Annotated in this window: 12 protein-coding genes; 8 read left to right on the top strand and 4 right to left on the bottom strand. The window is 40.1% G+C overall.

All coding sequences use genetic code 11. The features are described from left to right. Positions 1–110 precede the first annotated feature (110 nt). From KP710_RS01325 to valS, 5 genes are read left to right on the top strand one after another with little or no spacing between them, the layout of a single operon-like run. Positions 111–545: a DNA polymerase III subunit chi gene (locus KP710_RS01325; protein WP_111407359.1), complete on the top strand. Its 435-nt coding sequence runs from the start codon at positions 111–113 to the stop codon at positions 543–545. Between the two features lie 7 nt (positions 546–552). Then, a complete protein-coding gene (gene yqfB, locus KP710_RS01320; RefSeq protein WP_111407360.1) occupies positions 553–882 on the top strand; it encodes a N(4)-acetylcytidine aminohydrolase in 330 nt (109 codons plus the stop codon). Continuing rightward, entirely contained in the window at positions 866–1,264 is a 399-nt protein-coding gene (locus tag KP710_RS01315) for a winged helix-turn-helix domain-containing protein (protein WP_215770868.1), read from the top strand. The genes yqfB and KP710_RS01315 overlap by 17 nt, the downstream gene beginning before the upstream one ends. Continuing rightward, complete coding sequence (locus KP710_RS01310) at positions 1,261–1,782, top strand: restriction endonuclease (protein WP_215770867.1); 522 nt, start codon at positions 1,261–1,263, stop codon at positions 1,780–1,782. The genes KP710_RS01315 and KP710_RS01310 overlap by 4 nt, the downstream gene beginning before the upstream one ends. 56 nt (positions 1,783–1,838) lie before the next feature. Further along, entirely contained in the window at positions 1,839–4,703 is a 2,865-nt protein-coding gene (gene valS / locus KP710_RS01305) for a valine--tRNA ligase (RefSeq protein WP_111407362.1), read from the top strand. A gap of 131 nt (positions 4,704–4,834) precedes the next feature. Here valS and KP710_RS01300 read toward each other — a convergent pair whose 3' ends face one another. The 4 genes from KP710_RS01300 to KP710_RS01285 are packed head-to-tail and all read right to left on the bottom strand — an operon-like array spanning position 4,835 to position 12,154. Next, complete coding sequence (locus KP710_RS01300; protein WP_111407456.1) at positions 4,835–8,002, bottom strand: type I restriction endonuclease subunit R; 3,168 nt, start codon at positions 8,000–8,002, stop codon at positions 4,835–4,837. Position 8,003: 1 nt separating this feature from the next. Further along, a complete protein-coding gene (locus KP710_RS01295) occupies positions 8,004–9,041 on the bottom strand; it encodes an SIR2 family protein (RefSeq protein WP_111407363.1) in 1,038 nt (345 codons plus the stop codon). Further along, positions 9,034–10,431, bottom strand: a complete 1,398-nt coding sequence (locus tag KP710_RS01290; protein WP_111407364.1) for a restriction endonuclease subunit S — start codon at positions 10,429–10,431, stop codon at positions 9,034–9,036. The genes KP710_RS01295 and KP710_RS01290 overlap by 8 nt, the downstream gene beginning before the upstream one ends. Beyond that, a complete protein-coding gene (locus KP710_RS01285; RefSeq protein ID WP_215770866.1) occupies positions 10,421–12,154 on the bottom strand; it encodes a class I SAM-dependent DNA methyltransferase in 1,734 nt (577 codons plus the stop codon). Before KP710_RS01285 ends, KP710_RS01290 begins: the two co-directional genes overlap by 11 nt. Before the next feature lie 115 nt (positions 12,155–12,269). Here KP710_RS01285 and rbfA point away from each other — a divergent pair, with 115 nt between their 5' ends. The 3 genes from rbfA (at position 12,270) to tyrA (ending at position 14,790) form a co-directional block, all read left to right on the top strand. After that, on the top strand, positions 12,270–12,656 hold the full coding sequence (gene rbfA, locus KP710_RS01280) for a 30S ribosome-binding factor RbfA (RefSeq protein WP_111407366.1): 387 nt from the start codon (positions 12,270–12,272) through the stop codon (positions 12,654–12,656). After that, positions 12,656–13,576: a tRNA pseudouridine(55) synthase TruB gene (truB, locus tag KP710_RS01275; protein WP_111407367.1), complete on the top strand. Its 921-nt coding sequence runs from the start codon at positions 12,656–12,658 to the stop codon at positions 13,574–13,576. The genes rbfA and truB overlap by 1 nt, the downstream gene beginning before the upstream one ends. 89 nt (positions 13,577–13,665) lie before the next feature. Continuing rightward, positions 13,666–14,790 (top strand): bifunctional chorismate mutase/prephenate dehydrogenase, encoded by a 1,125-nt coding sequence (gene tyrA / locus KP710_RS01270; RefSeq protein ID WP_165818722.1) that lies wholly within the window; start codon positions 13,666–13,668, stop codon positions 14,788–14,790. The last annotated feature ends 19 nt before the right edge of the window (positions 14,791–14,809 follow it).

Raw genomic sequence — 14,809 nt, 5'->3', positions numbered from 1 at the left:
GATTTTCACGCATTTGTAATAATGTATATTTAATTATTTATTTTTTAGGGTTTTTTCGTTAAAATTTCACCCTTTTTATAGGGCAAGATTGAGAAAATAACGGGGCTAAAATGGCAAAAACTGCGCAATTTTACATTCTTACGGAAGATTGTACGTTAACTGTCGAAGAAATAGCCTGTAATCTTGCTGCCTCAATATGGCGCTCCGGGAAAAAAGTATTAATTAGCTGTGAAAGTGAGACTCAAGCGCTAGCGATTGATGAGCGTTTGTGGCAACGAGATCCTAATGAATTTGTTCCACATAATTTATCGGGTGAGGCAACACAATATCCCACACCGATTGAGATTTCATGGCTTGGAAAACGAAATTTACAACGCCGTGATGTGCTAATTAATTTGCAACAAGAAATCCCAGATTTTAGCCATAGTTTTACCCAAATTATTGATTTTGTACCGAAAGATGATGCCTTAAAAACACAAGCTCGAGAACGCTATAAACAATTACGTCTGCAAGGTTGGAATCTTTCTACTGAAAACGCGGGTTAATAAATAAATGAACGATATTACCTTTTATCAACGCTTTGAAGCCGATATTCTAGCAGGGCGTAAAACCATCACCATTCGAGATAAATCCGAAAGCCATTTTAAAGCAGGCGATATTTTACGTGTGGGGCGGTTTGAAGATAATCAATATTTCTGCACGATTGAAGTGTTAAGTGTGTCGCCAATTACCCTTGATGAACTGACGAAACAACACGCCGCTCAGGAGAATATGGGGTTGGAAGAATTGAAAGAGGTGATTCGAGAGATTTATCCAAGTGAAAGGCTGCTTTATGTAGTTACGTTTGGTTTAATAGAGGGGAAATATGCGAGCTTACAATAAACCAAAAGATTTATTAAATCCCATCTTAAATATACTTAAAACAAATCCAAATTTAGATAAGTCTTCTATTATTAGTAAATTAGCTGAATATTTTAATTTAGATAATGATTTCCTGAATCGTAGATATGAAGTAAGTAATGCTAAGATTTTTGAAAATACTGTTTTGTGGAAATTAAATGATTTAGATAAGTCAGGTTTGATCTCTTTTGAGAAGGTAAAAGATAAAAGATTATATTTTGTCTCTGATTTAGGTATTAAGCTTTTATATGCCTCTAGTGATGATGTTTTAAAATATATTAGAGAAAACTACTTAAGAAAGTTTGATACTTCATCAGAGCAAGAAAAAGAAGAAATTACGCAACAATTGTTGAGCTTGAGGTGAATCCACTTGAACAGTTAGAAAAGTCTTATTTAGCTATTAGAAAAGAGATTTATAATGAGATTATCGAAGTGCTTTTAAGCAAATCTCCAGCAGCTTTTGAAAAAATTGTTATCGAACTATTTCAAAAAATGGGGTATGGGGATGGTGAGATTACACAATTAAGTCGAGATGGTGGAATTGATGGGATTATAAAAAGTGATGTTCTAGGATTTGAACAGATTTATGTACAAGCAAAACGTTATCAAAAAGATGCATCAATAGGGCAACCTGATATTCAACGATTTATAGGAACATTGCTTGGTTTACAAGGAAATGCAACAAAAGGTATTTTTGTGACTACTGCAAAATTCTCAAATGAGGCTATAAAATATGTTCAAAATTTTTCAAAAGCAAAAATTGTTTTGATTAATGGAGATTTATTGGCTAAATATATTTATGAATATGAATTAGGGGTTCAGCCACAAAAAATTTTTAGCATTAAGAAATTAGATAGTGATTTTTGGGAAAGCTTTTCATAGTATTTTTATAAATGATCCAATAAATAAGTTTAATCTTACTAAAAGAGAATAAATAAATGACACAAAAATTCGAAATGGCAGACCGTTTTAATCCGTCTGCAGTAGAACAAGCCCTTTATCAACATTGGGAAGAGAGCGGTTATTTTAAACCGTCTGAAAATGAAAACGCGCCGAGCTATTGCATTGCGATTCCTCCACCGAATGTAACAGGTTCTCTACACATGGGACATGCTTTCCAACAAACCTTAATGGATACTTTAATCCGTTTTAACCGTATGGAAGGGCATAATACCTTATGGCAAGCTGGGACAGACCACGCGGGTATTGCGACCCAAATGGTGGTGGAGCGTAAAATCGCTGCAGAAGAAGGTAAAACACGCCATGATTATGGTCGTGAAGCGTTCATCGACAAAATCTGGGATTGGAAAGCCTATTCTGGCGGCACAATTAGCCAACAAATGCGCCGTTTAGGTAACTCTATCGACTGGGAACGTGAGCGTTTCACCATGGACGATGGTTTATCTGACGCAGTAAAAGAAGTGTTTGTTCGCTTGCACGAAGAAGGTTTGATTTACCGTGGCAAACGCTTAGTAAACTGGGATCCAAAACTTCACACTGCGATTTCTGATTTAGAAGTGGAAAATAAAGAGAGCAAAGGTTCCCTTTGGCATTTCCGTTATCCGTTAGCAAATGGTGCGAAAACTGCTGATGGCAAAGATTATTTAGTGGTGGCAACCACGCGTCCGGAAACCATGTTGGGCGATACGGCGGTGGCGGTGCATCCGGAAGATGAACGTTATCAATCTTTAATTGGTAAAACCGTGGTTCTGCCGTTGGCGAAGCGTGAAATTCCGATTATTGCCGATGAATACGTCGATCGTGAATTCGGTACTGGTGTGGTGAAAATTACCCCTGCGCACGACTTCAACGACTACGAAGTGGGTAAACGTCACAGCTTGCCGATGGTTAACGTATTAACCTTAAACGCATATATTCGTGATGAAGCGGAGATTATCGGCACTGATGGCAAACCGCTTGCGGGTTATGAAGCGACGATTCCTATTGATTACCGTGGCTTAGAGCGTTTCGCTGCACGTAAGAAAATCGTGGCAGATTTTGAAGAGCTTGGTTTATTAGATGAAATCAAACCACATGATTTGAAAGTGCCTTACGGCGACCGTGGTGGCGTGCCGATTGAGCCGATGTTAACCGACCAATGGTATGTGAGCGTGAAACCGCTTGCTGATGTGGCGATTAAAGCGGTAGAAGATGGCGAAATCCAATTCGTACCGAAACAATACGAAAACCTTTATTTCTCTTGGATGCGTGATATTCAAGATTGGTGTATCTCTCGCCAACTTTGGTGGGGACACCGTATTCCAGCGTGGTATGACGCAGAAGGCAACGTTTATGTCGCACGTAACGAAGCAGAAGTGCGGTCAAAATATAACTTAGATTCTGAGGTTGAGTTAAAACAAGATGAAGATGTGCTAGACACGTGGTTCTCATCAGGTTTGTGGACATTCTCCACCTTAGGTTGGCCGGAGCAAACCAAAGAGCTCAAAATGTTCCATCCAACGGATGTATTAATTACCGGCTTTGACATCATCTTCTTCTGGGTTGCTCGTATGATTATGTTCACGATGCACTTCGTAAAAGATGAAAACGGCAAACCGCAGGTGCCATTCAAAACCGTGTACGTAACAGGCTTAATCCGTGATGAGCAAGGGCAAAAAATGTCGAAATCGAAAGGCAACGTGCTTGATCCAATCGATATGATTGACGGCATCAGCCTTGAAGATTTACTTGAAAAACGCACCGGCAATATGATGCAGCCACAATTAGCAGAGAAAATTGCCAAAGTAACCCGCAAAGAATTTGCGGACGGTATTTCGGCTCACGGCACAGACGCATTGCGTTTTACACTAGCTGCATTAGCTTCAAACGGTCGTGATATCAACTGGGATATGAAACGCCTAGAAGGTTACCGCAATTTCTGTAATAAATTGTGGAATGCAAGCCGTTTCGTATTAACGAATGACAAATTAGATTTAAGCGAAGGCGAGATCGAATTCTCATTAGCGGATCGTTGGATTCAATCGGAATTCAATCGCACAGTTGAAACTTTCCGTAATTCATTAAGCCAATATCGTTTTGACCTTTGTGCCAATGCGATTTATGAATTTACTTGGAACCAATTCTGTGACTGGTATTTAGAATTGACTAAACCAGTATTTGCCAACGGCAACGCAGCACAAATCCGTGCGGCAAGCCAAACCTTGGTTCACGTGTTAGAAAAATTATTACGTTTAGCACATCCGCTCATTCCATTTATTACCGAAGAAATTTGGCAAAAAGTGAAAGGATTCGTGGACATCACTGCTGATACCATTATGTTGCAACCTTTCCCACAAGTGGAAGAGAACGGCTTTGATCCAGAAGCAGAAGCTGAAATTGAGTGGTTGAAAGAAGTGATCGTTGCAGTGCGTAATATCCGTGCAGAAAGCAATATCGCACCAAGTAAAGGCTTAGATCTGTTATTCCGTAATTTAAGCACAGAAAATGCAAAAATTCTCGAAAAACAGACCGCTCTTTTAAAAGCCATGGCGAAATTAGACAACGTTAAAGTGTTAGCTGCAAACGAAACAGCACCGCTTGCGGTAGCGAAACTCGTTGGCAATGCTGAATTGCTTGTACCAATGGCTGGCTTTATTAATAAAGAAGCAGAGCTAGCGCGTTTAACTAAAGAGATTGAAAAATATCAAAATGAAGTTAAACGTATTGAAAGTAAACTCAGCAATGAAGCTTTCGTAGCGAAAGCACCAGAAGCGGTGATTGCGAAAGAACGTGAAAAACAAGCAGAATACCAATCTGGATTAGAAAAAATCCAAGAGCAGTATAAAGCGATTGAGGCGTTGTAGTTTTTGATATTAAAAACAGCTAATTTATTAAATATAGATTAGCTGTTTTTTTATTCATAATAAATTTTATTTAAGCGATATAAGACGTAAGGTTATTATTCGTTCAAATTAAAGTGATTTTACTGTATAGATTAGAATCTAGTTAAATCCTCTGCAATTTCTTCAGCTTGTTTAATCACATAAGTTACCGCTTCTTCCTGTTTATCGGGTGGATATTTGTAGCGTTGTAGGGCGCGTTTAACGAGAATACGCATTTTTGCCCGTACCGCCTCTTTGTACTGCCAGTCGATTGTGACCGATTTTCTAAGTGTTCCCGTGATTTCTTTCGCCAGTTTAGAAAGCACATCATCGCCCATCAAATCTTTTGCACTTTGATTTTGAGATAGGGCTTCATAGAAGGCAAGTTCTTCCTTGGTTAATCCTAGTTTTTTCCCTAATGCTAAACGTTCTTGGAAATCTTGGCTCATTTTAAAGAGTTCCTCCAAAATCTCTAATACGCTCAAATTGTGGTTGTGGTATTGATTCAATGCTTCCTTCAAACGCTGTTCAAAATCTTTTTGCAAGGTTAAGTTTGTGCCTGATTTAACTTTAATTTCACTTGCTAAATAACGTTCCATTGCCGTAAGCCATAAATTTTTAGTTGGACTATTTTTAACAGTTTGTAAAAATTCCTCGGAAAGTAAACTGATTTGTGGTTGTGGTTTTTCTAGCAGATCAAATAAATCAATCACGCCTTCAGAATAGACGGCTTGATTGACCAATTTTTTCAATAAAATCTGTCTTTCATTAGAACCCGTACCATTTTGTCCACGCTTCGTGAGAATAGCGCGTACGGCATCATAAAAGGCGATTTCTTGGTTATACGGTTCAACTTCAGCCAATGAGCCGCATAGCATATAGCCTTTTTTCACCAATCCCGCTGCTTTCAAAAAGGCTTTTTTACGTGGCTCGGTTTCTTTTTTATCAAACCAATGTTGCTCGTGTGCTTTACCATCAAACGGTAATTGATCAAGGCTTAAAATATGGTTGGCAGCAAAACGAATCGCCATCAAAAGATCATTCGGATTATCTTTTTCTAAGGCAATCTGAACATCAAAAGTTTTTCCTTCAACTGGCGTTGCAAACAGGCTGCGGATAACTTCTAAATGCTCTTTCATTTTAAAGAATACATCAATCACGCTATCAGCCAGTTTGCCCTTGCCTTGTGAATTAGTGTATTGCTGAGTGGCTTCTTTGAGCTTGTCAGCAATGCCTACATAATCCACAATTAAGCCGCCATTTTCTCGGCTTTTATTACGGAATACGCGGTTAACCCGCGCAATCGCCTGCATCAGGTTATGCCCCTGCATCGGCTTATCGATATACATCGTATTACAACAAGGCGCATCAAAGCCCGTCAGCCACATATCGCGCACAATCACTACTTTCAACGGATCGTTCGGGTCTTTAAAGCGGCGTTCCAGCGTTTGCTTTTCCTGTTTACTGTAAACGTGTTTCTGCATTTCCGGCGCATCGGAAGCCGAACCTGTCATCACAATTTTAATCGCGCCTTCGTTAATATTGTCCGAATGCCATTCAGGGCGCAGTTTGATGATTTCATTGTATAAGTCCACGCAAATTTGACGGCTGGAAACCACCATCATCGCTTTGCTATCGACGACTTCATTGCGTTTGGCAAAATGCTGCACAAAATCCGCGGCTAACTCCACTAAGCGAGCTTGCGAGCCTAGTAATTTTTCCTGCAAACGCAGGGAAGTCGATGGCTCCTCTTCTAGTAGAGCATCAATTTCTGCAAACAAAGCATCATGGTCTTTTTTATTTAAGCGGATTTGGCGAGCATCATCAAACACAATCGGTACAGTTGCGCCATCTTCCACGGCATCTTGCAAGTCATAAATGGACACATAGCGCCCGAACACATCTTGCGTATCTCTATCTTCTAGGCTAATCGGTGTACCCGTGAAGCCAATAAACGAAGCATTAGGCAGCGCATCGCGTAAATGGCGGGCGTAGCCTGCCTGAAATTTGCCGTTATGCAATTTTTGCGTAAAGCCATATTGACTACGGTGTGCTTCATCGCTGATCACAATAATATTGCTGCGCTCATTTAAAACAGGGAAGCGACTTTCTTCCTCATTGAGGGCGAATTTTTGAATCGTAGTAAAAAACACGCCGCCGACTTCATTTTGCGCAAGCAGTTGGCGCAGTTGATCGCGATCTTCTACTTGCTGCGGTGTTTGTTTGATTAAATCTTTGCCTGAAGAAAAGGTTTGGAAAAGCTGACCGTCCAAATCGTTGCGGTCGGTAACCACCACAATCGTCGGATTTTTCAATTCAGGCTGTGCAAGTAGTTTGCCGGCATAAAACAACATGGAAATTGATTTACCCGAGCCCTGCGTATGCCACATCACGCCAATGCGGCGGTCGCCTTTTTCTGAAGTCGCAAAAAGGGTGGAATCTACCGCTTCATTTACGCCGTAATATTGATGGTACGCCGCGATTTTTTTAATGATTTTACCGGTGGAGTCTCGCTCAAATAAAACGAAATAGCGGATATAGTCCAATAAATCCTCAGGCTTCATCAAGCCATTGAGCAGGCTTTGCAATTCATCATCAAAATATAAGCGCTCGCTTTTATTTTTTTCATCGACCACTTTCCACGGCGTAAAGCGTTGAAAATCTGCCGAAAGCGAGCCCAAACGTGCGGCAATGCCGTCTGAAATAATCAGGGCTTGGTTGTAAACAAACAGCTCGGCAATTTCATCTTTATAGGTTTCAAACTGATTAAACGCCTGCAATAAATCCGCCGATTCACGCAACGGATTTTTGAGTTCAAATACCACTAACGGCAGACCATTTACAAAGCCGATAATATCAGGAATCCGTTTTCCCCCTTTACGGCTGCGGATTTCCAGCTGATTGACGGCAACAAAGCGGTTGTTTTCCCAATGCTCGAAATCCACCAAGCGCGCCATCTCGATTTTCTGCTCACCGTCAGTCTGATATTCTACCCGCATGCCATCACGCAACAGTTTATAAAACGCCTGATTACGCACCACCAAGTCGCCAATATCGCTTTTTGTCGCCGATTTGACCACAGAATCCACCGCACTTTCAGGCAGCTGCGGATTAAGCTTACGCACCGCCGCACGCAGTTGTTCAATAAAGACTACGCCGCTTAAATCGCCACGGGCAAACTCGCCTTCATGAACAGGCAAATCTTTACCATAGCGATATTCCCAACCGAGGGATTGCAGGCGTTGAAGGGTGAGTTGTTCGATGTCGTTTTCGTTGAGCATTTTATGATTCTCCACCATTTAATAATTCCAATAAGGCTTCAATGCTTTCATCATGATCGCCATCATACCAAATTGGAAAAATATTGGATTTTTGAAGTACTTTTCTGCGAGTTGTTCGTTCTTTATCAGATAGATTTTCACAAGATAAAAAAGCATAGTGTTTAGGTAGATTATCTTTGCCTCGTTCTTCAACAATTTCTGCCATACATTGTAATGTTCGATCTTTATCTAGGCTACAACCTAAAAATAGCAAAGATTGAGAAAATAATGATTCCATTACACAGGTTTTGAGGATATTGTGTTCGGAATAATGTCTTTGATAATCATCCTGGGTAAGTACTCTTTTGTTTTTACTTATAAATGTTCCGTGTAGCTTTAAAAGAATTCGATGGCCTTCTCCAAATAATTTTTTAAACTCTTCAGCATCAATACCACATAGTTCTTGATCAAAATGAATATCTTGATCTGCATATATTTTTTTAAGTAAATCATCGTAATTTGTTGTAATTATGGTTTCCTTAAAAAATTCAGGTAGTCTACATATAATTCCTTGTAGCTCTCCGAGATTTGGAGATTTACCAAATTGATTTTCTAAATGTTCTTGTAGATGACCTTCATCTACATCAAATAATAATTGTGCAGCTTCTTCGTATTCTCCTTTATGAATATGTTCTTCAAAAATAGAGAAATCTGCTCCTGATTCTTTTTGTACTTCATAAAGAAAACCTTTCCATGATGGAAATCCTGAAGGCATAGAAAGCCCAGCTCCAATAAATGGGGTTAGTTTATTTCTTCTAAAGATTTCTTTTAGCTTATTGAACCGTTGTTTATTATCTGCAATTTCTAAAATCTGATTAGCAGTGTCAATTGCTTGTTGTTTACGTTGGTTTTTCCAGTCTTGAAAGGCTAACTCATAAGTTTCAGGTTCTAGTTTAGATAAAATTTGGTCCCGAAGAAAAACACTTCCTCTGATAACTATTTCTTCTCCTTCTGAATTTAATTCTTCAATGAAAAGGCGCTCTAAATAATTGTTATTCATCACTCTCTCCATTTAGCAAATTAGGCAACAATAAATCTCTTATTTCAGCTAGTCTCTTATTTTCAATAGAGTTCGATAAAACTTTTTCAAAAGCATAAACAACCTTGTTATGGAAAATATCAATAATTTCTTTTGATGGTGTCATTATCTCTATTTTAGAGAATGTGCTTGTATTTAAATTTAAAGTTGCACTGCCACCACTTGCCAAATCTTTTAGATATTTTGTCATTGATGGCTGTTTTAACGATAAATATAAAAACTCAGAGGTTTGTTCATCGTTTGGAATAATTGAATTAATTTGCTGGTTTGTATGAGACGGCTTAGATGTCATTGAAACCAATCCGACCGTAGCAATACAACTTACACAAATACTTTTTGGTGGAATATATTTTTTAGATTGGGAATTTGCACCTGCTACACTCAAGTTATCTGTTGTTTGAGTAATAAATACTTGATTGTGCATATCTGGAATCTTAATAAATGGCACATCATTACCATAAAATTCTTTGTTAGATTTTGATGGTGTTTTTCCGCAGATAATTTGACCTAAATCTGATAAGGCTTTCAATTCCCACCCCTTCGGCACCTCCCCCCCATCAACTTCCACCATCTCACACGGAAACGCTTTGGCGGTTTCGGCTAATTCTGCGTAGCGTTCAGGTTGTGTTTGTGAAAGTGCGGTCAGTTCTTCGGGTGTTTTTCCGCTGATTGTCTGCATGACTGCCAGTTCCGCTTGTTCAAGGCTAAGGCCGTCTGAAAGGGCTTGGACTTTGGCACGCACGGGATCGAAATCGACAAACCAGCTTTTAAACAGGGCTTGGGCGATTTGTTCCAAGGTTTGGTTGATTTGGGTGTTGAGTTGGATTTTTTTATCTAATTCAGAAAGTATATCTGCAATTTCTGTTTGCTTTTCTAAACTAGGAATGTAGAAACAAAATTCTTTAATTGTTTTTGCACTAAGATTTTGTTGTGCAGCACCTGTAGCAAGACTTTGGATTTCTTTTTTATATAAACGTAGCAAATAGAAAATAAATCTATAATCAGCTTTTTTAGGATCTATAATCAATGCACAGCAAGCTTGATTACAAGCCATTTCTTTTCCTAAAACTCCAAGTTCTCCAACAGTAGCTCCATACATAGCTAGAAGAATTGTATTTACAGGGAGTAGTTTTGCAGATGATTTTCTAACAGCTTCTTCTGTTATTTTTTCTTCGCTTTCCCAAATATACCCATTGTTAAGTTCTTTAGTTTTAACCCAATTTATATTCCCGTTTTCATATAACTTGGGATTTTTTCTACTGGGTGTTCCGCCTGATGTTACCTTTAAACAAATTTCTTCTAAAGAATATTTATGCCAATTTTTATTCGAAGCTAAAATATTAAATATCATACCCCAATCCCCCTAAATTCTTCTTAATCTCCGCTTCCAATTCCGCACTTTTCGCAAATTGCTCCTTCAAAAGAGCGGTCAGATTTTGCATTTTTTCTGCAAATGGTACGCCGTCGTCTTCTTGTTCTGCGGTGCCGACATAGCGTCCTGGTGTGAGGACGAAGTCGTTGCCTCTAATCTCTTCTAAAGTGGCAGATTTGCAGAAAGCGGCTTGGTCTTCATAGCCGTCTGATTTTTGCCAAGCGTGGAGGGTATTGGCGATTTTGGCGATGTCGTCAGCGGTGAAATCACGCAATACGCGGTCTTTCATGTAGCCGATTTGGCGGGCGTCGATAAACAATACTTCGCCTTTGCGCTTTTTGTTGCGGTTTAAAAACCAAATACAGGCGGGGATTTGGGTGTTGGTGAAAAGCTGACCGGGCAGGGCAACCATACATTCGACCAAGTCGGCATTGATGATGGCTTTGCGGATTTCGCCTTCGTTGTTGGTTTGGCTACTCATGGAGCCGTTTGCAAGCAATAATGCCATTTTGCCGTTGGGCGAGAGGTGGTAAATCATGTGTTGCAGCCAAGCGAAGTTGGCGTTGCCTTTGGGCGGTGTGCCGTATGCCCAGCGTGGGTCGTCGGCTAGGGATTCGCTCCACCAATCGCTGATGTTGAATGGCGGGTTTGCCATAATGAAATCCATCTTTTTGTCGATGTGTTGCGGCTGGGTGAAGCTGTCGGCGTTGTGTTTGCCGAAGTCGTAATCAATGCCGCGAATCGCCATATTCATGGCAGCGAGTTTCCAAGTGGTTGGGTTGAATTCTTGCCCATAGATGGACACGTTGTTGATGTTCCCTTGATGGGCGGTGATAAAGCGTTCGGTTTGCACGAAAAAGCCGCCGCTGCCCATGGCTGGGTCATACACGCGGCCGGAGTATGGCTCGAGCATTTCGACAATCAGGGAAACTATGGATTTGGGCGTAAAATATTGTCCGCCGCGTTTGCCTTCTGCTTGGGCAAAGCGACCGAGGAAGTATTCGTAAACGTGGCCGAGTATGTCTTTTGCGCCTAAATGTACGGGCTCGCCGTTGTAAGTTGGGCGGGTAAAGTGGGTATCGGAGAAAAGGATAATCAGCCCACGCAGGGTGTCTTCGTTTACCGCATAGCCGCTGATGCGTTGGAGTACGCCTTTGAGTTTTTCGTTATCTTTTTCAATAGCATCGAAGGCATCGTCAATGAGCTTTGACACGCCGGAAAATTTTCCACCCCAAGGCAATTCTGCCCCAGTGTTGAGAATAGAGACTTCTTGTAAGGCTTGCCAACGCGCAGAGACTGGCACCCAAAATACGTTATCTGCGGTGTAATAATCACGGTTTTCTAGTTCTGCAGTTAAGGCTTCTTGATACTCTTCTTCAGTATCAAAAAAAGTGCGGTCAAGATAGAGGGGATTTGCAGCATCGAAAAGTTCCGCCTGAATTTTTTCCTGTTGATGGATGAAATTATCAGAAATGTATTTTAAAAAGATAAGACCAAGAACGATATGTTTATAATTGGCGGCATCAAGTTGTTGGCGGAGTTTATCAGCAGATACCCAAAATTTTTCATCTAATTCATTTAAAAATGCTTGTTGTAATACGTGATTTTCATCGACAATCTTGGTCGTCTCGTCTCGTCTCGTCTCGCTTGCATAAATTATGCCCTCTGTAAAGTGATTTTTATCGGAAGTTTGAATATTCAAACAAATTATCAGGTGTCATTTTATCGAAAAACAGTATCAGGTTGAAAGGGATTTTTGCGTGCTAAATTCAATGATTTCCAGTAGAATGAGGCACTTTTATAAATAAGGAATAACTATGGCAAGAGAATTTAAACGTAGCGATCGCGTCGCTCAAGAAATACAAAAAGAAATAGCAGTCATTTTACAACGCGAAGTGAAAGATCCCCGTATTGGGATGGTGACAGTTTCTGATGTGGACGTGTCAAGTGATTTATCTTACGCAAAAATCTTCGTGACTTTTTTATTTGATCACGATGAAACGGCAATTGAGCAAGGCATGAAAGGCTTAGAAAAAGCATCGCCTTATATTCGTTCATTACTAGGTAAAGCGATGCGTTTACGTATCGTGCCAGAGATTCGCTTTATTTACGATCAATCCTTAGTGGAAGGGATGCGTATGTCAAATCTTGTGACAAATGTTGTGCGTGAAGATGAGAAAAAACACGTTGAGGAAAGCAACTAATGTCTAGACCTCGTAAACGCTGGCGTGATGTTGATGGTGTGTTTTTGTTGGATAAACCACAAGGCATGTCATCAAATGACATCATGCAAAAGGTGAAGCGTTTATTTCAAGCGAACAAAGCGGGGCATACTGGCGCGCTCGATCCCTTGGCTACGGGAATGTTGCCGATTTGTCTGGGCGAGGCAACTAAGTTTTCACAATTTTTGCTTGATGCAGATAAGCGTTATCTTGTTACGGCAAAATTAGGCGAACGTACCGATACTTCCGATGCGGAAGGGCAAGTCGTGGAAACGCGTGAAGTTCATGTTGAAACTCAGCAAATTTTGACCGCACTTGAACAATTTCGTGGTGATATTTTGCAAGTGCCTACAATGTTTTCCGCACTAAAACATAACGGTAAACCGCTTTATGAATATGCGCGCCAAGGTATTACGGTTGAGCGTGAGGCGCGCCCAATTACGATTTTTGAAATCAATTTTATTGAATATCACGCGCCTTATTTAACCTTAGAAGTGCATTGTTCAAAAGGCACTTATATTCGCACTTTAGTCGATGATTTGGGTGAAGTGCTGGGTTGTGGCGCACATGTGACAATGTTACGCCGTACAGCCGTAGCGGATTACCCCGTAGCAGAAATGATGCCAATTGATGAGTTACAACTGCTCGCTGAAAGTTTTCCATTAAGTGAATTAGATCGTCTATTACTGCCAACCGATACCGCAGTAAGTAAATTGCCCGCTTTGAATTTGGATACAGAGCAGAGTAAAGCCATTGGTTTTGGTCAGCGAGTGAAATTTTCTAATGAACAGCACTTAAGCGGCCAAGTGCGGTTATTTTCAGCGGAGAATTTATTCTTAGGCGTAGTATTAATCGATGGAAATATTATTCGCCCACAACGGTTAATTACGCAATCCGCATAACCTAATTGCCTTTCTTATAAAATTCTAGTAATCTCATCTGTAATTAATTTTTTACAATATATGTAAACTAAATTTTGCAGGTGAGTTTTATGGAAGCCCTTAAGGATTTACGTTCTGAAATTGATTCGCTTGATCGCGAACTTATCCAACTTTTTGCTAAACGTCTTGAGTTGGTTTCTCAAGTCGGTAAAGTTAAACATCAACATGGATTACCTATTTATGCGCCAGAGCGTGAAATAGCAATGCTCCAAGCGCGTCGTTTAGAAGCTGAAAAAGCAGGCATTTCAGCAGATCTGATTGAAGATGTTCTACGCCGTTTTATGCGCGAATCCTATGCCAATGAGAATCAATTTGGCTTTAAAACCATCAATTCTGATATTCACAAAATTGTTATCGTGGGTGGCTACGGTAAATTAGGTGGCTTATTTGCCCGTTATTTACGTGCATCTGGCTATCCAATTTCTATCTTAGATCGCGAAGATTGGGCTGTGGCTGAAAGTATTTTAACGAATGCTGACGTTGTGATCGTTTCCGTCCCTATTAATCTCACCTTAGAAACAATTGAACGCTTAAAACCTTATTTAACGGAAAACATGCTACTTGCAGATTTAACCTCTGTTAAGCGTGAACCGCTAGCGAAAATGCTTGAAATCCATACTGGTGCTGTTTTAGGTTTACATCCAATGTTTGGGCCAGATATTGCAAGTATGGCAAAACAAGTGGTTGTACGTTGTGATGGCCGTTTTCCTGAACGCTACGAATGGTTACTTGAGCAAATTCAAATTTGGGGCGCAAAGATTTATCAAACTGATGCCAGAGAACACGATCACAATATGACTTATATACAAGCCTTGCGCCATTTTTCGACTTTTGCGAATGGTTTACACCTTTCCAAACAGCCCGTTAATCTTGCTAATTTATTGGTGCTTTCTTCCCCTATTTATCGCCTAGAACTTGCGATGATTGGTCGTTTATTTGCGCAAGATGCTGCGCTTTATGCTGATATTATTATGGATAAGCCAGAAAATTTAGCGGTAATTGAAACACTAAAACAAACTTACGAAGAAGCCTTAACTTTCTTTGAAAATAATGATCGTCAAGGTTTTATTGATGCTTTCCATAAGGTGAGTGATTGGTTCGGCGATTATTCCGAACAATTCTTAAAAGAAAGCCGTCAGCTATTGCAGCAGGCAAATGATTTGAAACAAGGGTAGGGAAAAGTGCGGTGAAATT

Source organism: Haemophilus sp. SZY H35, from assembly GCF_018829705.1.
In the GTDB taxonomy this organism is placed as follows: Bacteria; Pseudomonadota; Gammaproteobacteria; order Enterobacterales; family Pasteurellaceae; genus Haemophilus; species Haemophilus haemolyticus_K.
This window is presented reverse-complemented; position numbering and strand designations above follow the sequence as displayed.

Bases quoted from the DNA above. Each gene is read 5' to 3' on its own strand.
- KP710_RS01315 (WP_215770868.1), top strand. From the start codon at position 866: ATGCGAGCTTACAATAAACCAAAAGATTTATTAAATCCCATCTTAAAT.
- truB (WP_111407367.1), top strand. From the start codon at position 12,656: ATGTCTAGACCTCGTAAACGCTGGCGTGATGTTGATGGTGTGTTTTTG.
- KP710_RS01295 (WP_111407363.1), bottom strand. From the start codon at position 9,041: ATGAATAACAATTATTTAGAGCGCCTTTTCATTGAAGAATTAAATTCA.
- KP710_RS01300 (WP_111407456.1), bottom strand. From the start codon at position 8,002: ATGCTCAACGAAAACGACATCGAACAACTCACCCTTCAACGCCTGCAA.
- rbfA (WP_111407366.1), top strand. From the start codon at position 12,270: ATGGCAAGAGAATTTAAACGTAGCGATCGCGTCGCTCAAGAAATACAA.
- KP710_RS01325 (WP_111407359.1), top strand. From the start codon at position 111: ATGGCAAAAACTGCGCAATTTTACATTCTTACGGAAGATTGTACGTTA.
- yqfB (WP_111407360.1), top strand. From the start codon at position 553: ATGAACGATATTACCTTTTATCAACGCTTTGAAGCCGATATTCTAGCA.
- KP710_RS01290 (WP_111407364.1), bottom strand. From the start codon at position 10,431: ATGATATTTAATATTTTAGCTTCGAATAAAAATTGGCATAAATATTCT.
- valS (WP_111407362.1), top strand. From the start codon at position 1,839: ATGACACAAAAATTCGAAATGGCAGACCGTTTTAATCCGTCTGCAGTA.
- tyrA (WP_165818722.1), top strand. From the start codon at position 13,666: ATGGAAGCCCTTAAGGATTTACGTTCTGAAATTGATTCGCTTGATCGC.